We start from the raw sequence: 21,025 nt of genomic DNA on the forward strand, positions 1-21,025 counted from the left end.
CCATTCATATTTCGTCATTTGTGGTGTTATGCAATCTAAGCGCGGCCGACTCGATCGTTATCTTTGTACCCAGTTACACACGCACCGTAAAGCGGTGCGTGAACTGCTATTATCAGGCCGAGTGCGCGTCGATGGATTGATAGTGAAGGACATGGATAGGCAAGTGGATGAGTTTTCCCACATCCAACTCGATGAGCACATACTGCAGGCCAATGCGCCCGTCTACGTGATGCTTCACAAGCCGATTGGAGTGGTGAGTGCTACCAAAGATATTCAGCATAAAACAGTGATTGATTTGCTTGATTGCGAAGACCGTGATGAGTTGCATATTGCTGGCAGACTAGATTTAAACTCTTCGGGTTTGTTGTTATTGACCAATGATAGCCGCTGGTCTGATGCGCTGATGTCACCCACACACAAGGTCGACAAAGTGTATCGGGTTACCTTAGCTAATCCCATAACCGAAGAATACATCGCTGCATTTGCCGAAGGGATGTATTTTGGCTTTGAAGATATTACAACCCAACCCGCTAAGCTGGTTATCCTCGCTGATAACGTAGCTGAAGTGACTTTACATGAAGGTAAGTATCATCAAATCAAACGGATGTTTGGTCGGTTCCGCAATCCGGTTGTTGGCCTGCATCGATTATCGATAGGCGATATTGTGCTTGATGAAAAGTTGGCACCGGGTGAAAGTCGCGCGCTCACTGCCGCTGAAGTTGCCTCTATCCGTTAAAAATGATGAACAGAAAAGTACATCAAGCATTCACCATGCTTGTCGCTATCGTTTGCCATGCTAACAATGAAAGCTAAGCATAAAAGCTAAGCATTCAAACGGACCTGAGCGTGAATTTTCTCAAGTCCGTGTCATGCCATTAAAGATCGGCGTGAGGGCCGAACACTTCATAGTGCATGCTTTCAGCCGCGACACCCAGAGCGAGTAGTTGTTGCTTGATGGCTGACATGAATCCAATGGGGCCGCAGAAATAATAACGTGCGTGGGGAAGCAACTGTTCGGCGACTTTACTTAACTCCATTTGCCCTTCGAAATCATAATCTTCACCTAACATATCGGTTGGGGCTGGCTCACGATACCAAACATGACTCGTCAGATTATGATGTTGCTGGCGCTTGGCGTAGATAGCCTGTTTGAAACCGTGTACGGCGCCTTGCTCACAGGCATGCAGCCAAGTGATAGTGCTGGGATGCTGCAGCTTGAGTAATTGATTGAGCATACTTTTCATCGGTGTTTGGCCTACACCAGCTGAAATAAGTACTACCGGAGTGTCCGCTGCGACTTCTAGGGTAAAGTCACCCGCGGGTGGCATTACCGCGATTTTGTCGCCGACGTGTATCGCATCATGCAGCAGGTTCGACACTTGTCCGCCGAGTTCGCGTTTCACACTGATGCGGTAGCTGGTGCCATTGGGCGCATCGGATAAGGAATATTGGCGGATTTCTTCATATGCCAAATTCGGGTGTGTTAGCTTCAAACTTAAATACTGACCGGGGATAAAATCTTTAACGGGCTTGCCATCTGCGGGCGTTAATATGAAGGAGGTGATGACTGCTGACTCGGTATTTTTCGCGCTAATGATAAACTGACGCTCACCCAACCAGCCACCATCTTGTTCTGCATATCCTTGATAAATTTGTGCTTCTCGCTGAATAAAGATGTTGGCTAAAAATCCATAGGCCTGTGCCCAAGCTTCTAACACTTCTTCTGTTACCGCATCGCCCCCTAATTCTTTAAGCGTTGCCAATAAATGGCTGCCGACGATCGCATATTGCTCAGGTTTGATCAGAAACCCCGTATGTTTTTGGGCAATGCGCTCGACGGTTGAACTCAGTACCGCTAAGTTTTCGATATTTTTCGCATAGGCTGCGACGGCATTGAACAGGGCTACAGGCTGACCACCAGAATGTTGGTGCGCCAAATTAAATACATCTTTTAGTTCAGGATTATGTTTGAACATACGTTGATAAAAATGGGTCGTCAGCGCAGGACCTGCTGATTCGAGTAAGGGAATAGTGCTCTTGATAACTTGGATTGTACGGCTGTCCAACATAGAAAATCCTTAACTTGTAAATATTATGAATGTTTAATGAGTTTAAAGATCTATTTGATTTGGATCAATAGAGATTATCGCTATCCGTGCTATCGATAACGAGGCTGAGTTCATTTGAAGTGTTCAATAAAAGGAGACATTAAATTGAGAAATGATGAAACGGATATTTTATTTCAATGGGTTACAGATGATGTAAATAGAGGGGAGTTTGACTGCAACAGCAAAAATGGTTGCAGTCGTTTTGTGGGTGATTGAGTAAAATTAGAGCTTAAATGCGCTCACTTGATTGCGCATGCTGCTGGCGAGCTTAGTTAAATTAATCACAGATTCACTTAATTCAGCCGCCGAAGCTGTGGAATGCTCGGCAATATCGCTGATGGCAATAATGCTGCGATTAATACTCTCGGCAACGCTACTTTGCTCTTCAGCTGCGGTCGCAATGTGGGTATTCAGCTCGGTGATGCTGTCTACTGAGGTGACAATTTCTTTCAGCGCTTGACCCGCCTGATTGGCTTTATCGTTGGCATCATCTACTTGATTGATACCGATTTCCATGGCGCTGACGGCTTCTTTAACCCCTTGTTGTAGGGTAGCAATCATGGCCTCAATTTCTTGAGTCGATTTTTGGGTGCGTTGCGCTAAGGTTCGCACTTCATCGGCAACGACCGCAAAGCCGCGACCTTGCTCACCAGCCCGTGCGGCTTCAATGGCGGCATTGAGTGCCAGTAGATTGGTTTGTTCAGCAATGCTCTTAATCACATCGAGTACGCGGCCGATATTTTGACTTTCATTAGATAAAAATCCAATGACCTGCGCCGTTTTTTGAATTTGATCAGAAAGCTGCGACATACTTCTAATCGATTGCAGCACAATATTATTGCCGTTGGCGGCATAGGTATCAGCATCTTTGGCCGAATCCGCCGCGGCAGATGCGCTTTGGGCGACTTCGGCAACGGTGGCCGTCATCTCATTCATGGCCGTTGCTGTCTGCTCCGTTTCGGCTTGTTGCTGTTGCATCCGTTTATTGGTGGCTTGGGTGAAGCTACTTAACTCATTTGCCGAACTGTTGACCGTAGTTGCCGCTTCGGCAATGGAATGAATAATGCCCCGTAAGTGTTCAATCACTTGGGTGAGGCTAGTGGATATTTGCCCTAGCTCATCGTGATTAAAGGTGGTGAATCTGACGGTGAGATCTGAGTCTTGATGGATCATCTTCAATTTACCGAGGATGTCATTAATGGGATTCATCACGCTTTGATTCACCCAGAGCCCAATCACAATACTGACAATCATGGCGGTACAGGCTAATGCCATAAAAATAGTGATTGAAGATTGGTAGATGGCATTTACACTCTCTTTTTCTTCGCCCGCTACGCGGATTTGCAGTGCAATCAGTTCAGATATTTGGTTACTAATGGGATCGATAGCTTGGTACAGCGGCAGGATATTGGCTGAGAGTTGGCTTGAAACATCGCCGTTTAATCCTCTTAAGCGCGATATCAGGGTATCAATCTGTTGATTCGCGGGGGAGAACAGCATTTCTGCTTGTTTTACGAGTTGGGATTCTTCTGAGGTAAGTTCGTTAGATAGGTATTTTTGCCAATATTGGGTAATAGTTGATTTGGCACTGTCTAGCGCTTCAGACGCTTGCAAGGCCGTGAAGCCACCCGCGTTCGCCTTGTTGACCGCATCGATAACATCGACCGCATACTTATCGGCAATCACTTTTAAGTCATCCAGCGGCACCACTCTGTCGTTATAGATGCGTTCAACACCCGACTTAATGTTGCCCATCATATTAATGGCGAGAAAACCAATCGTCAGTAACATTGCAAGGGGGACCAAAATACCGATAAACATTTTTTGTTTTATTTGTAGACCGTTCATATGGGATAGCCTCAGTGAACTAAAGGGTCCTTTAGGCAGAGCTCGAGCTATCCCTACGATGAGTCTGTAACATTAGGTATAGCAAATCAGCGGAAAGAGGGGAGAGTAACAGAGGATTTATTTTGTTTTAGATACAAAAAAGCCTCGCTAAGCGAGGTTTAAATGTTGGTACAGATGAGAGGACTTGAACCTCCACGCCCTTGCGAGCACCAGCACCTGAAGCTGGCGTGTCTACCAATTCCACCACATCTGCATGGCTATCCGAAATTTCATCGAATGAGTAATCTCAAAACCGAAGAAACAATCTTAATGCTTTGTTTCATTCGTTGAACTGCAATTTGGTACAGGTGAGAGGACTTGAACCTCCACGCCCTTGCGAGCACCAGCACCTGAAGCTGGCGTGTCTACCAATTCCACCACACCTGCACTGTACCTATTGCAGTTCTCTAACATTAGTCGCTGTAGCAACCAATTTAAAGATGGTGCCCGAACCCGGAATCGAACCAGGGACACGAGGATTTTCAATCCTCTGCTCTACCGACTGAGCTATTCGGGCGACGGGCGCAATTTAAAGGCTTTTCGGGTTTTGAGTCAATAGATTTTTACTAAATAACGTAAAAAGTGACTCGGTTGGATAAGATTTACACGAAAGTGTCATTTACGCTGCAAGTGGCGAGCTAAAAATACTCAAACCATTATCCAGGCTGGAAACTTAGCAATACCCAGTGATGGGATTTCTTAGGCGAGAACACAAAAAAATGCCCCTATTAAAGGGGCATTCTCGGTTAGTTTGATAAGATTTCATTGTTTGGATAGTTAGCTTGCATTACCATGAGCACGTTTTGCTTCAGCTTGCTCTGACCTAATTCGCCATAAGCTTCTATCATTATCTCTAATGCCCGTTCATTTGAAGGGGTGCCAGGATATGTTTCCATTACAGATTGTGCTCGGATTGCTGCGGCGCTCCATGCATTCATCTTGAGATAATATTCGGCAACTTGGATTGAATATCTTGCTAAGCGATTCTTCAACGCTAACATGCGTTTTTGCGCATCGGCGGCATATTTGCTGTTAGGGTAAGTTTTGATAAGACGATCAAAATCTTTGAAAGCATCTTGAGCATTTTTAGGGTCACGATCGGTTCGGTCGATATTAAGCATATCGTGGAACAAATAGTTGTCGGCTTGCATGTTCACTAAACCGCGCATATAGAACACATAGTCAATATCAGGGTGTGTAGGATTAAGACGGATAAATCTGTCTATGTTCGCAATCCCCGAAGCGACATCGTCCATTTTGTAGTAAGCATAAATCAGGTCTAACTGGACTTGAGTTTTGTGAGGTCCGAAGGGGAAGCGTGAGTCTAACGCCTCCAAAGAACGGACAGCTTTAGAGTAATTGCCAAGTTCCATAGAGGTTCTTGCCTGAGTGTAAAGCACATCAGGTGACGTTTTGGCGGCAATATCGTTATCATCAGGGCTGCTGCTACAGGCTGATAACGCTAGTGAAAATAGGACTAAGGTAACGCCTTTGGAAAATTTATACATACTTGAATTCAATTCTTTTTAAGTTGTAGTTAAGAATTTTTCCATTTCACTATAAAATAGAAAACATCCGATTGTAACAGATAGCACACATTTTTTGACCCCTAAATGGGGATACGGTTCCTATGACACAAGAGATTAATCTAAAAAGCGAGATTTCGGCAACACAAACTGGACTGAGATTAGATCAGGCCCTAGCAGAGTTGTTCCCAGATTACTCGCGCACGCGCATCAAGGAATGGATCCTATCTGATGCAGTTCATGTTGACGGCGTTGTCGTTAATAAGCCCCGCGAGAAAGTTTATGAGCTGCAACAGATACTCATAGACGCCACTCTCAAAGAAGAAGTCCATGCCGCGGCGCAGGCCATTGATCTGGATATCGTCTATGAAGATGACGACATTATCGTGATCAACAAGCAAGCTGGATTGGTGGTTCACCCAGGTGCTGGCAATGCCGATGGCACTTTGATGAATGCACTATTGCACCATTGTCCTGATATTGAGCATGTGCCACGTGCAGGTATTGTGCATCGTCTGGACAAAGATACAACAGGTTTGATGGTCGTTGCCAAAACCGTTGAAGCGCAAACGCATTTAGTTGCCGCTTTGCAGGCCCGTGAAATCACTCGTGAATACGAAGCGATTGTTATGGGTACTATGACAGGTGGCGGTACAGTGGATGAGCCGATTGGTCGCCATCTTACTAAACGTACTCACATGGCCGTGCTGCACTCAGGTAAACCTGCGGTGACGCATTACCGTGTCGCGGAAAAATTCCGTAACCACACGCGTTTGAGATTACGTCTAGAATCTGGCCGTACTCACCAGATCCGTGTGCACATGGAATACATAGGCCACGTGTTAGTGGGCGATCCTGTGTATGGTGGTCGTCCAAAACCGCCTAAAGCCGCGAGCCCTGAGTTTTTCGATATCCTGAAAAACTTCAAGCGCCAAGCGCTGCACGCAGTTCGTCTAGAATTAGCTCACCCAGTGAGTTGTGAAATCATGAGCTGGCAAGCGCCAATTCCTGAAGACATGGTGATTTTGACTAAAGCACTGCGTCAAGACACGGTAGAGCATCCGATCGAGTATCTCTAAGTGTTTGATCACGATTGGCCTGTTCCTGCTAATGTTGGCATCGCTATGACAAATCGTCATGGCGGTGTGAGCGTGCATGCCTATGACAGTTTGAATCTTGGACTGCATGTCGGTGATGCTGAACAGCAGGTGATGGCTAATCGTGAATTACTCTGCAAACAATTAGCGTTAGCTGCCAAACCTGTCTGGCTTGAGCAAGTCCATGGTACCCATGTGCTCAATTTAGACACGCTGAGCTTAGCTCACGCAGCGGGTACGCCGATTGCCGATGCCAGTTATAGCCGAACTGCGAGCCAAGTTTGCGCTGTAATGACCGCCGATTGTTTACCTGTATTGCTGTGTAATCAAGCGGGAACCGAAGTGGCAGCGGCCCATGCCGGTTGGCGCGGTTTATGTGATGGCGTGATTGAGGCCGCCGCGGCGCAGTTTAGTTCTCCTATGGATGAGTTGATTGCCTACCTCGGCCCGGCGATTGGTCCGCAAAAATTTGAAGTGGGCGTCGAAGTGAAGCACGCATTCTGTGGGTTACATCCACAGGCGGCTGCATGTTTTATTCCCAGTGGTGACAAGTATCTGGCCGATATTATTGGCTTGGCTAAATTACGCTTGAGTTTACTCGGCATCAAGCATATTTATAGCGCCGATATCTGCACTGTCAGTGACACCGATTACTTCTCTTATCGTCGTGATAAGGTGACGGGGCGCATGGCATCGTTGATCTGGCTTAAGTCTTAAGTTAATTCCCCTACAATTTATATTTATTTCCGCGTTATCCGCTTGAATTTGGCTAAATAGCCCCCATCTTTTAACTAACGAAATGTAATACCAATCCTATTGAGATCTCTCCATTAGCGGTACTGATTTAACGCCACTAAATTGGCAAGATATCTTGTGGATTGGCATATCTCTACTTTGTGAGTTTTAGGAGGCTGTATGCGACTCGATCGTATGACCAATAAATTTCAGCTTGCCATCTCAGATGCCCAGTCTCTCGCACTCGGGCGTGATCATCAGTTTATTGAACCGCTGCATTTGATGATGGCATTGTTGAACCAAGATTCAGGTTCAATCCATCCCTTATTGACCCAAGCTGGCATTCGCGTGAGTGCGCTGCGCTCGCTTTTGAGTCAAGAGCTGGAACGCTTACCTCAAGTCGAAGGTACGGGCGGCGATGTGCAATTATCCCAAGGTTTAATACGTTTATTAAATCTGTGCGATAAATTGGCGCAAAAGCGTAAAGACAAATATATCTCTAGCGAGTTATTTGTATTAGCTGCGTTAGAAGGAGGCGATGCCCTCGCGCAAGCGTTGAAAAAAGCCGGCGCGACCAAAGAGTTGATGGAGCAAACCATTGAACAAATGCGTGGCGGCCAAAAAGTGGATGATCCGAACGCTGAAGATCAACGCCAAGCGTTGAAGAAGTTTACTATCGATCTGACCGAACGAGCCGAACAAGGCAAGTTAGATCCTGTGATCGGCCGTGACGATGAAATTCGCCGCACGATCCAAGTATTACAACGTCGCAGTAAAAACAACCCCGTCCTTATCGGTGAACCGGGTGTGGGTAAAACGGCGATTGTTGAAGGACTCGCCCAGCGTATCGTTAATGGTGAAGTCCCCGAGGGCATTAAAAATAAGCGCGTCTTATCCCTCGATATGGGCTCATTGATTGCGGGCGCTAAATATCGCGGTGAGTTCGAAGAACGCTTAAAAGCGGTATTGAATGAGTTGGCGCAGGAAGAAGGTCAAGTGATCCTCTTCATCGACGAGCTGCATACTATGGTCGGCGCCGGTAAAGGTGAAGGCGCAATGGATGCAGGTAACATGCTCAAACCTGCGTTAGCGCGTGGTGACTTACACTGCGTGGGTGCGACCACACTTGATGAGTATCGTCAGTACATTGAAAAAGATGCGGCGCTTGAACGTCGTTTCCAAAAAGTGCTGGTGGATGAGCCAAGCGTTGAAGACACCATCGCCATTTTGCGTGGACTGAAAGAACGTTACGAGCTGCATCACCATGTGGAAATTACCGATCCGGCGATTGTGGCGGCGGCGACTATGTCGCACCGTTATGTGTCGGACCGTAAGTTGCCCGATAAAGCGATCGATTTGATCGACGAAGCGGCATCGAGCATTCGCATGCAAATGGACTCAAAACCTGAGTCACTCGACCGGCTCGAACGACGTGCTATCCAGCTCAAACTGGAGGAGCAAGCGTTAGCCAAAGAAAATGATGAGGCGAGTCGTCGCAGGCTTGACCATCTGCAAGAGGAATTACGTGACGTTGAAGCTAAAGCTTCAGAGTTGAACGAAATCTGGCGTACTGAAAAAGCCGCATTAGCGGGAACTCAGCACATTAAAGCTGATCTTGAACAGGCTCGAATGGATTTAGAAGTGGCGCGTCGTGCGGGTGATTTAACTCGGATGTCTGAGCTGCAATACGGTCGTATTCCTGAGCTTGAAAAACAGCTCGATTTGGCATCGCAAGCCGAAATGCAGGACATGACGTTATTGCGTAACAAGGTCACTGAGTTCGAAATCGCCGAAGTCTTGTCGAAAGCGACGGGAATACCCGTATCGAAAATGCTTGAAGGCGAGCGCGAAAAATTACTGCAAATGGAAGTGGCGCTGCACGAGCGGGTGATTGGCCAAAACGAAGCCGTCGATGCGGTCGCGAATGCGATTCGTCGTAGCCGCGCGGGTCTGGCGGATCCAAATCGCCCGATAGGCTCGTTCCTGTTCTTAGGCCCAACGGGGGTGGGTAAAACTGAGCTGTGTAAATCACTGGCGAGGTTCTTATTCGATACCGAATCGGCCTTAGTGCGCATTGATATGTCTGAGTTTATGGAGAAACACTCAGTATCGCGTTTAGTGGGTGCACCTCCTGGATACGTGGGTTATGAAGAGGGCGGTTACTTAACGGAAGCCGTTCGTCGTAAACCGTATTCGGTGATATTGCTCGACGAAGTCGAGAAAGCGCATCCCGATGTGTTTAACATCTTACTGCAAGTGCTTGATGATGGGCGCTTAACCGATGGTCAAGGTCGTACTGTAGATTTTAGAAATACAGTGATCATCATGACCTCGAACTTAGGCTCCGACATTATCCAAGAAGGATTTGGTCAAGTGACCTATGCAGAGATGAAAGCGGCGGTAATGAATGTGGTCACTCACAGTTTCAGACCTGAGTTTTTAAACCGTATTGATGAATCTGTGGTGTTCCATCCATTGGATGCTGCCAATATCAAGCGTATTGCTTCGATACAGATTGCTTCCTTACGCCAACGTTTGGCGGAAAAGGACTATACATTGGAGATCACCGACGACGCATTATCACTGATTGCGGAAATTGGTTTCGATCCTGTGTATGGCGCAAGACCGTTGAAACGGGCATTGCAGCAAGAAGTCGAAAACCCGCTGGCGCAGAAATTACTGCGTGGCGACTTGTTACCGGGTAAACCGATCAAGGTCAGCTGTGCGGGTGGCGAGTTAGTGTTCGAGCAATAACCAGTCGCTAGTCACTTAGTGTGTTGTTTGAATGCGATACGTTAATAGCAAGCTTGAAGTTGGATAGGTTGAAATGGGCGAACTGAAATAAGCGTTCTTGAATGAACGAGCTTGAAATAAACTATCTTGCAATAAGAGATAGCGCTTCCTTAGTCAGTATCGCTCCCGCTTCAAGTACTAAAACGAAAGGAGCCGAGTTTTTAACTCGGCTCCTTTTTTATTGCATTAGCGTTAATCGTTGTTCATTAATGTAATGGCATAGTAAATTTGGCTACTTCTTATCACAGAAGAGTTTGATTCTTTCCTGTTGCTGAGCAATCGAGGCTTGGCGGTCTTCCTCTGTCATAGCGACAGATTCACCCGAATCGGAAGTTTGGCGGATAAGCTTAGTGTGCGTTGTGAGAATATCTAAATTGTGTTTAGCACTCTCACAAATGGATTGAGCCTGTTTAGCATCTTTCTCTTTAATCAGCGTCGCTGACTTTTCTAATTCATTGGCTTCAGAAGTGGCTTCCGCTTTCTTTACCGGTGCGATAAAACCCACTTTCGCCTGCTCTAAATCTTCACTATAGAGCTTTTCTGCTTTGATGTTTTCTTGTTGCGGGGCTTGTTGGCTGTAATGCGTCACCCCATTTTCGTCGACCCAAGTATAGATAACGCCCGCAGAAACGGGGCCAATGAAAAGGCCGAGCCAAAACCATCGGCATAGCATAGTGCTGAACGTGTTCACTTTTAACATCGAAATCATCCCTAACTGGTCTCTCATCGACATGATAATAAAATATGTTATCTTGAAAGCTAACTTCTCTTCACCGAACTAGCGTAATAAGTGTATGCAAAATTCTTCAAATCAAACAGTAAAGAATAAAGGTATCTATTTATTACCGAACCTTTTTACCACAGCGGGTTTGTTTTCAGGTTTTTATGCCGTAATTGCTTCCATGAATGCTAACTTTGAAGCCGCAGCGATAGCCATTTTTATTGCCATGATTTGTGATGGGCTCGATGGACGAGTGGCAAGACTGACTAATACCCAAAGTGATTTTGGTGCTGAGTACGACAGTATGGCCGATATGGTGTCCTTCGGAATGGCGCCAGCACTACTCGCCTACAATTGGGCATTAGCGGACTTAGGTAAAATTGGTTGGCTGGCCGCATTTATCTATTGCGCAGGTGCAGCACTCAGGCTTGCTCGATTTAATACGCAAGTTGGCGTTGCCGATAAGCGTTATTTTCAAGGTCTCGCCAGCCCGGCTGCCGCCGCTGTTATTGCTGGCAGTATTTGGCTTGGTAACCAATACAGCCTCGATGGAAGAAATATCAGTTGGATTGCGGCCCTTGTTACGGCAGCAACCGGTTTACTGATGGTCAGCAATTTCCGCTATCACTCCTTTAAAGAAATTGATTGGCGCGGCAAGGTCAACTTTATCGTGATCTTACTGGTCGTCGGTGTGTTTGTGGTGGTGTCGGTGCAACCTGCATTGATTTTATGTGTCGGCTTCTACTTATATGCGATTTCAGGCCCGATCATTACGATTCGAACCGTGAGAAAGCTCAAAGTCGCTCACGTTGTAGGAGATGATGTCGCGGCGAGTGTAGAAACGAACTCCTCAGTCCAAGCCGCTGCACAAACTCAAGTCGTTACAGATCTCGAGAAAGAGAAACAAGAAGAGCATAAACCTTAGGGCTCGTGCATTTGATCATTGCTTATCATTAGCTAGGTGCAAACAAGAGTAAGGCATCACACTAGGCATAACGTTTTTAGAGGTTTGCTGATAGATATAGCGAAAAATAGCTATCAACTTCTGTTTATGCCCATTCAATCTATTAAAACCCCAGCAATAGGTGATTTCTTCTGCCAGACTTATCAACCCAAACAGCGATATTGCTCAATATTGCAGTATATTTCTGCAGTTTGGTGGTTATTTATTCGCTTGGCGCAGGTTGTTAAAAAAGCCCTTGCACAAAATCTCCTGCTCCCTATAATGCGCATCCACTGACACGGCAGACAGCGAAAGCAAGCTGACGAGTTAGCTTGAATTGAATGGCTTTTAACCACTTAATTCAACCGCAGCAAGAAGTTGAAAATACTCCTTGACGCGAAACGGGAAATGCGTAGAATACGCAGCCCTAGCCACCTGGAAGCGTTCGACGCTCAGTGTGGTACTCACGTTCTCTTACGAATATTGAGTTGCTCTTTAACAAGATAAAACAAGAAATCTGTGTGGACACTCACAGGTGTTGAGTTAATCGAAACTGCTTAACCTTCGGGTTGGCAGTCAAAAATTTAAATCAATGTAACAATGAGTGTTCATAGCAATATGTACAGTTTGTTTCAGCCCTTCTTTATAAGGAGTGCGAGAAACAAAAAAAATCAGAATTCATTGAGCCGCTGATTCCTTCGGGATGAAGCAACAAAACTTTAATTGAAGAGTTTGATCATGGCTCAGATTGAACGCTGGCGGCAGGCCTAACACATGCAAGTCGAGCGGCAGCGGGAAGATAGTTTACTATCTTTGCCGGCGAGCGGCGGACGGGTGAGTAATGCCTAGGGATCTGCCCAGTCGAGGGGGATAACAGTTGGAAACGACTGCTAATACCGCATACGCCCTACGGGGGAAAGGAGGGGACCTTCGGGCCTTCCGCGATTGGATGAACCTAGGTGGGATTAGCTAGTTGGTGAGGTAATGGCTCACCAAGGCGACGATCCCTAGCTGTTCTGAGAGGATGATCAGCCACACTGGGACTGAGACACGGCCCAGACTCCTACGGGAGGCAGCAGTGGGGAATATTGCACAATGGGGGAAACCCTGATGCAGCCATGCCGCGTGTGTGAAGAAGGCCTTCGGGTTGTAAAGCACTTTCAGTAGGGAGGAAAGGTAGCAGCTTAATACGCTGTTGCTGTGACGTTACCTACAGAAGAAGGACCGGCTAACTCCGTGCCAGCAGCCGCGGTAATACGGAGGGTCCGAGCGTTAATCGGAATTACTGGGCGTAAAGCGTGCGCAGGCGGTTTGTTAAGCGAGATGTGAAAGCCCCGGGCTCAACCTGGGAATTGCATTTCGAACTGGCGAACTAGAGTCTTGTAGAGGGGGGTAGAATTCCAGGTGTAGCGGTGAAATGCGTAGAGATCTGGAGGAATACCGGTGGCGAAGGCGGCCCCCTGGACAAAGACTGACGCTCAGGCACGAAAGCGTGGGGAGCAAACAGGATTAGATACCCTGGTAGTCCACGCCGTAAACGATGTCTACTCGGAGTTTGGTGTCTTGAACACTGGGCTCTCAAGCTAACGCATTAAGTAGACCGCCTGGGGAGTACGGCCGCAAGGTTAAAACTCAAATGAATTGACGGGGGCCCGCACAAGCGGTGGAGCATGTGGTTTAATTCGATGCAACGCGAAGAACCTTACCTACTCTTGACATCCACGGAATTCGCTAGAGATAGCTTAGTGCCTTCGGGAACCGTGAGACAGGTGCTGCATGGCTGTCGTCAGCTCGTGTTGTGAAATGTTGGGTTAAGTCCCGCAACGAGCGCAACCCCTATCCTTATTTGCCAGCACGTAATGGTGGGAACTCTAGGGAGACTGCCGGTGATAAACCGGAGGAAGGTGGGGACGACGTCAAGTCATCATGGCCCTTACGAGTAGGGCTACACACGTGCTACAATGGCGAGTACAGAGGGTTGCAAAGCCGCGAGGTGGAGCTAATCTCACAAAGCTCGTCGTAGTCCGGATTGGAGTCTGCAACTCGACTCCATGAAGTCGGAATCGCTAGTAATCGTGGATCAGAATGCCACGGTGAATACGTTCCCGGGCCTTGTACACACCGCCCGTCACACCATGGGAGTGGGCTGCAAAAGAAGTGGGTAGCTTAACCTTCGGGGGGGCGCTCACCACTTTGTGGTTCATGACTGGGGTGAAGTCGTAACAAGGTAGCCCTAGGGGAACCTGGGGCTGGATCACCTCCTTACCTATACGACTAACTTAATTTTTGCTGAGTGTTCACACAGATTGCTTGTTTATCTTCTCTTAGGAGAAGTCAGAGCTGAATGCGCCGCTAGCCGGTACGCATTGTTCTTTAACAATTTGGAAAGCTGATAGTATGTAACGTGATGATGTCTGTCGTCATGTTACTTACAAACCGATGTAAACGTGGAAACGTTTGCATCATGAGTTCTCAAACACTTTATTAAGTGTCTTGAATATTCAAAAAGTAAATTATTCTTTATTGAATAGTTTGCGTCTAAGGCGCGTCCACTTCTTTGGTCAGAAGTGAGACAAGTAAAACCAAGCTGGTCGCAATGCGGCGCAGATGAGTGAAACTCATTTGGGTTGTATGGTTAAGCGACTAAGCGTATACGGTGGATGCCTTGGCAGTCAGAGGCGATGAAGGACGTAGTAACTTGCGAAAAGCGTTGGCGAGCTAGTAACAAGCATTTGAGCTAACGATGTCCGAATGGGGGAACCCAGCAGCATAAGCTGTTATCGCAACATGAATACATAGTGTTGCGAGGCGAACCCGGGGAACTGAAACATCTAAGTACCCGGAGGAAAAGAAATCAACCGAGATTCCCCTAGTAGCGGCGAGCGAACGGGGATTAGCCCTTAAGTCAGTGGGGTGTTAGTGGAATGTGTTGGAAAGCACAGCGGCACAGGGTGATAGCCCCGTACATGAAAACTAACCATTGATGAAAACGAGTAAGGCGGGACACGTGACATCCTGTTTGAATATGGGGGGACCATCCTCCAAGGCTAAATACTCCTGACTGACCGATAGTGAACCAGTACCGTGAGGGAAAGGCGAAAAGAACCCCTGTGAGGGGAGTGAAATAGAACCTGAAACCGTATACGTACAAGCAGTGGGAGCGGTTCTTGAGACCGTGACTGCGTACCTTTTGTATAATGGGTCAGCGACTTACATTTTGTAGCGAGGTTAAGCGAATAGCGGAGCCGTAGGGAAACCGAGTGTTAACTGCGCGTTTAGTTGCAAGGTGTAGACCCGAAACCCGGTGATCTAGCCATGGGCAGGTTGAAGGTTGAGTAACATCAACTGGAGGACCGAACCGACTAATGTTGAAAAATTAGCGGATGACTTGTGGCTGGGGGTGAAAGGCCAATCAAACCGGGAGATATCTGGTTCTCCTCGAAAGCTATTTAGGTAGCGCCTCGAGCGAATACCATTGGGGGTAGAGCACTGTTAAGGCTAGGGGGTCATCCCGACTTACCAACCCTTTGCAAACTCCGAATACCAATGAGTACTACTCGGGAGACAGACGGCGGGTGCTAACGTCCGTCGTCAAAAGGGAAACAACCCAGACCGTCAGCTAAGGTCCCAAAGTACTAGCTAAGTGGGAAACGATGTGGGAAGGCTTAGACAGCTAGGATGTTGGCTTAGAAGCAGCCATCATTTAAAGAAAGCGTAATAGCTCACTAGTCGAGTCGGCCTGCGCGGAAGATGTAACGGGGCTAAGCTAGTCACCGAAGCTACGGGTGCACAGTTTACTGTGCGCGGTAGAGGAGCGTTCTGTAAGCCGTTGAAGGTGAAGGGGTAACCCACGCTGGAGGTATCAGAAGTGCGAATGCTGACATGAGTAACGATAAAGGGGGTGAAAAACCCCCTCGCCGAAAGACCAAGGGTTCCTGTCCAACGTTAATCGGGGCAGGGTGAGTCGACCCCTAAGGTGAGGCCGAAAGGCGTAATCGATGGGAAACAGATTAATATTTCTGTACTTCCGCTAACTGCGATGGAGAGACGGAGAAGGCTAGGCTAGCGCGGCGTTGGTAGTCCGCGTTTAAGGTGGTAGGTTGATTTCTTAGGCAAATCCGGGGAATCGCACTTTAGTGTGCAGACTGAGAGCTGATGACGAGGTCCTAAGGGACTGAAGTAGTTGATGCCATGCTTCCAGGAAAATCTTCTAAGCTTCAGGTTAGCGGGAATCGTACCCCAAACCGACACAGGTGGTCGGGTAGAGAATACCAAGGCGCTTGAGAGAACTCGGCTGAAGGAACTAGGCAAAATGGTACCGTAACTTCGGGAGAAGGTACGCTCCTGTTGGTGATGAGACTTGCTCTCTAAGCTGACGGGAGTCGCAGATACCAGGTGGCTGCAACTGTTTATCAAAAACACAGCACTGTGCAAACTCGCAAGAGGAAGTATACGGTGTGACGCCTGCCCGGTGCCGGAAGGTTAATTGATTGGGTTATCGCAAGAGAAGCTCATGATCGAAGCCCCGGTAAACGGCGGCCGTAACTATAACGGTCCTAAGGTAGCGAAATTCCTTGTCGGGTAAGTTCCGACCTGCACGAATGGCGTAATGATGGCCACGCTGTCTCCAGCCGAGACTCAGTGAAGTTGAAATTGCGGTGAAGATGCCGTATACCCGCGGCTAGACGGAAAGACCCCGTGAACCTTTACTATAGCTTGGCACTGAACATTGAACCTACATGTGTAGGATAGGTGGGAGACTTTGAAGTTGTGACGCTAGTCATGATGGAGTCGTCCTTGAAATACCACCCTTGTAGTTTTGATGTTCTAACCTAGGTCCCTTATCGGGATTAGGGACAGTGCCTGGTGGGTAGTTTGACTGGGGCGGTCTCCTCCCAAAGAGTAACGGAGGAGCACGAAGGTTGGCTAAGTACGGTCGGACATCGTACGGTTAGTGCAATGGCATAAGCCAGCTTAACTGCGAGACATACACGTCGAGCAGGTACGAAAGTAGGTCATAGTGATCCGGTGGTTCTGAATGGAAGGGCCATCGCTCAACGGATAAAAGGTACTCCGGGGATAACAGGCTGATACCGCCCAAGAGTTCATATCGACGGCGGTGTTTGGCACCTCGATGTCGGCTCATCACATCCTGGGGCTGAAGTCGGTCCCAAGGGTATGGCTGTTCGCCATTTAAAGTGGTACGCGAGCTGGGTTCAGAACGTCGTGAGACAGTTCGGTCCCTATCTGCCGTGGGCGTTGGATGATTGAAGGGAGCTGCTCCTAGTACGAGAGGACCGGAGTGGACGAACCGCTGGTGTTCGGGTTGTCATGCCAATGGCATTGCCCGGTAGCTACGTTCGGAATCGATAACCGCTGAAAGCATCTAAGCGGGAAGCGAGCCCTAAGATGAGTCATCCCTAGGAATTTAATTCCTCTAAAGAGCCGTTCGAGACTAGGACGTTGATAGGCATGGTGTGTAAGCGTTGTGAGGCGTTGAGCTAACATGTACTAATGACTCGAGAGGCTTAACCATACAACCCAGATGGGTTTTACTGAAAATGTTCCAGACATTTTCTAGCACTTCCTCCATCCATGGAGGTCGTACGAAAAGCCTTAGACAGAATATCGACACTTGATAAAGTTAAAGACTCAAAGCAAATCAGCTTTCCGAATTATTATTAGCGTGGTCCAGAGATGGACACGGTAATAAACAGAATTTGCTTGGTGACAATAGCCTTGTGGAACCACCTGATCCCATCCCGAACTCAGAAGTGAAACGCAAACGCGCCGATGGTAGTGTGGGGTCTCCCCATGTGAGAGTAGGTCATCGCCAAGCGCCTAATTATCTCATTGAGATGTAACGAAGCCAGCTGAATAAGCTGGCTTTTTTACGTCTAAATTTTGTAGGAATTGATATATTTTTCTTCCAACTTGCATGTTTCCCCACTATTTTTACTCACCAGCTCACCAGCTCACCAGCTCACCAGCTCACCAGCTCACCAGCTCACCAGCTCACCAGCTCACCAGCTCACCAGCTCACCAGCTCATTTTTTAATTGCTGAGTTCCTTGTCGATCCTAGGCTTCCTTATTTCGTTCTTGTCCTATTGCTTATACCAATCACATTAAATATCTAATCAGTTCACAGCCTCACAGGCATTTCAATCCAAGGCGCATTGACGCAGAAATGGTTATTCCCTTTTAAGTCAATGCAACACCGGAGTGGGATGCCGAAGGGCGGCTAACTGTTAACGGTATGACAACGCGCTTTATACTGCGTTTAAGGCTTTCGACAGAGCACCACTATGCCTTCAAGCCTTCGCCTTGTTTAAAGCGCGTTGAATTCCCGCTGAATGAACAGATATTAAATACAATTGGTATTAATCCTGCGAATAGCTAAGAGCCTAAGGTCTACCTCGGGTAGCACTGTGGCTTATCTTTCAAGATAGCCGCTCCACAACAAACCGTATTGAGCCTCTAGCACCGCTTCGTGTTGGTATCAAGAGGATATCTAAGTTGTCAAAATGGATGATTTAATTTGTTAGATTGATCCCATTCCTCTTCTTCAATCAATTCCTTCAGAACGACATGCCTTTCTATATTCATTCAGAATCAAATAGCAGTGACTTGGATTGTGAAATCTGCATACTTTTTCACTTGGTTTATTCCTATGTCCGTTGTCTTCAATTTAGGAATCATTTTTTAGCCTAGGACATCATTTCGACTTAAATCCAGCATAGTGGGTATTTCATTATGGAATATTGAATTAATTGCCCGATTTATGAGGATTAATGACTGGCCGCCTTTGGATTTATTCAATATTGGTAAGACCAATTTACATTCACATGGTGTTTTTGTTATCAATTGGTTATGTTTGTAGCGGGTTAAGTTCAAGCTGATTTTCTTGTTGCGTGAGTTATTAATTTTTAAATGTGATTTTTTATTCAAAAATTCTTTGGTTTGGTGGTCGCTATGGGTCTGTCTACGAGAGACCCATAGTTTGTAAACCGCTCAACCGATTGAATGTTGAACTTGTGATGCGATAGCGATGGTTTGGGGCAATCGTACTTTTGATAGGGATTGAGAGAGTAAGGGGTAGGGGAGCTATGGAGGATGTAACGCAATCTTTATTGGATGCCGTTGGCATTATGTTTTTGGGGATGGGCTTAGTGTATTTATTTTTAGGTGTACTAATCCTTGGGATCCATTTAGTTGCGCGTTGGTGTGCAGTCGATGCTGCCTCTGCACGTTTTGCTAAAAATCATGCTAAAAGTCAGCAGAGGGTATCGCAATCTGATGCTAAGCCTTTAGATCCAAATGTGGTCGCTGCGATTTCATTGGCGGTAAAGCAGTATCGTTCACAGATTAAGTAATGGGGAGCAGTATGACTTTTGTATCTAATTCTACGACGGCAGTGGCTAAGCCATTATTTTTAACTGATGTCGTTTTGCGGGACGCGCATCAATCCATTTTAGCGACGCGCTTACGCATTGATGACATGTTACCGATAGCGCCACTACTCGATAAGATCGGCTTCTGGTCACTGGAATCTTGGGGCGGTGCAACTTTTGATGCCTGCATTCGTTATCTTGGTGAAGATCCTTGGGATCGAATTCGTGAGCTGAAAAAGGCCATGCCGAATACGCCGCAGCAAATGTTACTGCGTGGCCAAAACCTCTTAGGTTATCGCCATTATGCCGATGATTTAGTCACGCGTTTTGTTGAGCGCGCCCATACCAATGGCGTCGATGTATTTCGTATTTTCGATGCGATGAACGATGTTCGAAACCTCGAGACTGCGGTGAAAGCAGTGCGCCAAGTTGGCGGCCATGCGCAGGGGACGATTTCGTATACCACGAGTCCAGTGCATACCATAGAGACGTGGGTTGATATGGCAAAACGTCTCGAAGATATGGGATGCGATTCTTTGTGCATCAAAGATATGGCGGGCTTACTTAAGCCGATGGAAGCGTTTGAGCTTATTAGCCGACTCAAATCTCAGACGCAACTCGTGTTATCTATGCATTGTCATGCGACGACAGGGTTGAGTACGGCCACTTATCAGAAAGCCATTGAAGCGGGCATCGATGTGCTCGATACGGCAATTTCGTCGATGAGTCAAACCTATGGACATACTGCAACTGAAACTGTTATCGCTATGGTGGAAGATACTGAGCGCGCTACTGGTTACGATATGGTGTTGCTTGAAGAGATTGCCGCTTATTTTCGTGAAGTGCGCAAGAAGTACGCTAAGTTTGAAGGAGCGCTGAAAGGCATCGATTCGCGGATCTTACGTGCCCAAGTGCCTGGTGGCATGCTGACCAATATGGAGAGCCAATTAAAGGAGCAAGGCGCGGCCGATAAGATGGACTTGGTATTGGAAGAAATCCCCCGCGTTCGTGCTGATTTAGGTTTCTTGCCGTTAGTGACGCCCACATCGCAAATTGTCGGCTCGCAGGCGGTCATTAATGTGTTAATGGGTGAGCGTTATAAGTCACTGACGAAAGAGACTGAAGGCGTGCTTAAGGGCGAATATGGCGCGACGCCTGCGCCAGTAGATGCCGCATTGCAAGCCAGAGTGTTGCAAGGGGCTGAAGCTATTACATGTCGCCCTGCGGATTTATTAACGCCAGAGCTGGCTAAGTTACGGCTTGAGTTAGCTGATAAAGCACAGGAACAAGGCATTCGCCTATCTTCAGAGCATGACGATGATGTGCTGACCTATGCACTCTTCCCACAAATAGGATTGCAGTTCTTAAAGAATCGTGACGATCCAAGCGCCTTTGAGCCTAAACCTGAATTGACTTCAGCACTTGCTACTAATGCTGCGGATCGTGGCCCTGAAACCTACACGGTAACAGTCGAAGGGAAAGAGTACGTAGTTGAAGTCGCCACAGGCGGGGAGATCTCGCAAATCCAGCCACAGGGCCAAAGTGTTCATGCCGTGCAAACTGCTACGGCGAGCACTACGCCAACTGCGTGCCATGGAGAGATCAGGCTTGAAATGAGCGCGCCGCTGTCGGGCAACATCTTCAAAGTTCATGTTTCTCCAGGCGATAGAGTGTGTGAAGGCGATGTCGTGATCATCCTTGAGGCGATGAAGATGGAAACTGAAATTCGTGCTCAGGGCGATGGCATTATCGCTAAGCTCTGGGTGAAAGAAGGCGACTCAGTGTCTGTGGGTTCTCAATTACTGGCCTTGGCGTAGGAGTCA

General features: G+C 47.3%; 11 protein-coding genes, 3 tRNA genes and 3 rRNA genes. 10 read left to right on the plus strand and 7 right to left on the minus strand.

The genetic code is table 11. The annotated features are described in order from the left end of the window. Positions 1-28 precede the first annotated feature (28 nt). On the plus strand, positions 29-736 hold the full coding sequence (locus tag AC5YB3_RS16910) for a pseudouridine synthase (protein WP_494525780.1): 708 nt from the start codon (positions 29-31) through the stop codon (positions 734-736). A 139-nt stretch (positions 737-875) separates the two neighbouring features. Here the strand turns inward: AC5YB3_RS16910 and hmpA are convergent, their stop codons facing one another. The 6 genes from hmpA to AC5YB3_RS16940 all read right to left on the minus strand — a co-directional run bounded on the left by hmpA (position 876) and on the right by AC5YB3_RS16940 (position 5,503). Then, positions 876-2,069 (minus strand): NO-inducible flavohemoprotein, encoded by a 1,194-nt coding sequence (hmpA, locus tag AC5YB3_RS16915; RefSeq protein ID WP_494525781.1) that lies wholly within the window; start codon positions 2,067-2,069, stop codon positions 876-878. Positions 2,070-2,330: 261 nt separating this feature from the next. Next, positions 2,331-3,956, minus strand: coding sequence for a methyl-accepting chemotaxis protein (locus tag AC5YB3_RS16920; protein ID WP_494525782.1), 1,626 nt, complete (start codon positions 3,954-3,956; stop codon positions 2,331-2,333). Positions 3,957-4,122: 166 nt separating this feature from the next. After that, positions 4,123-4,209 (minus strand) — tRNA-Leu (locus AC5YB3_RS16925). Between the two features lie 86 nt (positions 4,210-4,295). Beyond that, positions 4,296-4,382: transfer RNA gene (locus tag AC5YB3_RS16930), tRNA-Leu, on the minus strand. 54 nt (positions 4,383-4,436) lie between these two features. Then, positions 4,437-4,512: transfer RNA gene (locus AC5YB3_RS16935), tRNA-Phe, on the minus strand. A 229-nt stretch (positions 4,513-4,741) separates the two neighbouring features. Continuing rightward, positions 4,742-5,503, minus strand: coding sequence for an outer membrane protein assembly factor BamD (locus AC5YB3_RS16940; protein ID WP_006085778.1), 762 nt, complete (start codon positions 5,501-5,503; stop codon positions 4,742-4,744). 122 nt (positions 5,504-5,625) lie between these two features. Between AC5YB3_RS16940 and rluD the strand changes: the two genes are divergently transcribed. The 3 genes from rluD to clpB all read left to right on the plus strand — a co-directional run bounded on the left by rluD (position 5,626) and on the right by clpB (position 10,107). Continuing rightward, positions 5,626-6,600, plus strand: coding sequence for a 23S rRNA pseudouridine(1911/1915/1917) synthase RluD (gene rluD, locus AC5YB3_RS16945; protein ID WP_494525783.1), 975 nt, complete (start codon positions 5,626-5,628; stop codon positions 6,598-6,600). Continuing rightward, complete coding sequence (pgeF, locus tag AC5YB3_RS16950; RefSeq protein WP_494525784.1) at positions 6,601-7,335, plus strand: peptidoglycan editing factor PgeF; 735 nt, start codon at positions 6,601-6,603, stop codon at positions 7,333-7,335. A 198-nt stretch (positions 7,336-7,533) separates the two neighbouring features. Further along, entirely contained in the window at positions 7,534-10,107 is a 2,574-nt protein-coding gene (gene clpB / locus AC5YB3_RS16955) for an ATP-dependent chaperone ClpB (protein ID WP_006080593.1), read from the plus strand. Positions 10,108-10,378: 271 nt separating this feature from the next. Here the strand turns inward: clpB and AC5YB3_RS16960 are convergent, their stop codons facing one another. Further along, a complete protein-coding gene (locus AC5YB3_RS16960; protein WP_283629825.1) occupies positions 10,379-10,846 on the minus strand; it encodes a DUF4124 domain-containing protein in 468 nt (155 codons plus the stop codon). 94 nt (positions 10,847-10,940) lie between these two features. Here AC5YB3_RS16960 and pssA point away from each other — a divergent pair, with 94 nt between their 5' ends. From pssA to oadA, 6 genes are all read left to right on the plus strand, one after another. Continuing rightward, positions 10,941-11,792: a CDP-diacylglycerol--serine O-phosphatidyltransferase gene (pssA, locus tag AC5YB3_RS16965; protein ID WP_012588345.1), complete on the plus strand. Its 852-nt coding sequence runs from the start codon at positions 10,941-10,943 to the stop codon at positions 11,790-11,792. A gap of 738 nt (positions 11,793-12,530) precedes the next feature. After that, a 16S ribosomal RNA gene (locus AC5YB3_RS16970) occupies positions 12,531-14,075 on the plus strand. A 368-nt stretch (positions 14,076-14,443) separates the two neighbouring features. Then, positions 14,444-17,346: ribosomal RNA gene (locus AC5YB3_RS16975) — 23S ribosomal RNA — on the plus strand. A 187-nt stretch (positions 17,347-17,533) separates the two neighbouring features. After that, positions 17,534-17,649 (plus strand): 5S ribosomal RNA (gene rrf, locus AC5YB3_RS16980). The 16S, 23S and 5S rRNA genes sit together here, the layout of an rRNA operon. Positions 17,650-18,917: 1,268 nt before the next feature. After that, positions 18,918-19,184, plus strand: a complete 267-nt coding sequence (locus AC5YB3_RS16985) for an OadG family transporter subunit (RefSeq protein ID WP_115335307.1) — start codon at positions 18,918-18,920, stop codon at positions 19,182-19,184. 11 nt (positions 19,185-19,195) lie between these two features. Further along, complete coding sequence (gene oadA, locus AC5YB3_RS16990; protein ID WP_012196763.1) at positions 19,196-21,019, plus strand: sodium-extruding oxaloacetate decarboxylase subunit alpha; 1,824 nt, start codon at positions 19,196-19,198, stop codon at positions 21,017-21,019. Positions 21,020-21,025 lie beyond the last annotated feature (6 nt).

The organism is Shewanella sp. 1311, assembly GCF_059338235.1.

Coding starts and splice junctions, on each gene's coding strand:
- pssA (WP_012588345.1), top strand. CDS start 10,941: ATGCAAAATTCTTCAAATCAAACAGTAAAGAATAAAGGTATCTATTTA.
- AC5YB3_RS16960 (WP_283629825.1), bottom strand. CDS start 10,846: ATGTTAAAAGTGAACACGTTCAGCACTATGCTATGCCGATGGTTTTGG.
- AC5YB3_RS16910 (WP_494525780.1), top strand. CDS start 29: ATGCAATCTAAGCGCGGCCGACTCGATCGTTATCTTTGTACCCAGTTA.
- AC5YB3_RS16940 (WP_006085778.1), bottom strand. CDS start 5,503: ATGTATAAATTTTCCAAAGGCGTTACCTTAGTCCTATTTTCACTAGCG.
- hmpA (WP_494525781.1), bottom strand. CDS start 2,069: ATGTTGGACAGCCGTACAATCCAAGTTATCAAGAGCACTATTCCCTTA.
- AC5YB3_RS16985 (WP_115335307.1), top strand. CDS start 18,918: ATGGAGGATGTAACGCAATCTTTATTGGATGCCGTTGGCATTATGTTT.
- oadA (WP_012196763.1), top strand. CDS start 19,196: ATGACTTTTGTATCTAATTCTACGACGGCAGTGGCTAAGCCATTATTT.
- rluD (WP_494525783.1), top strand. CDS start 5,626: ATGACACAAGAGATTAATCTAAAAAGCGAGATTTCGGCAACACAAACT.
- clpB (WP_006080593.1), top strand. CDS start 7,534: ATGCGACTCGATCGTATGACCAATAAATTTCAGCTTGCCATCTCAGAT.
- AC5YB3_RS16920 (WP_494525782.1), bottom strand. CDS start 3,956: ATGAACGGTCTACAAATAAAACAAAAAATGTTTATCGGTATTTTGGTC.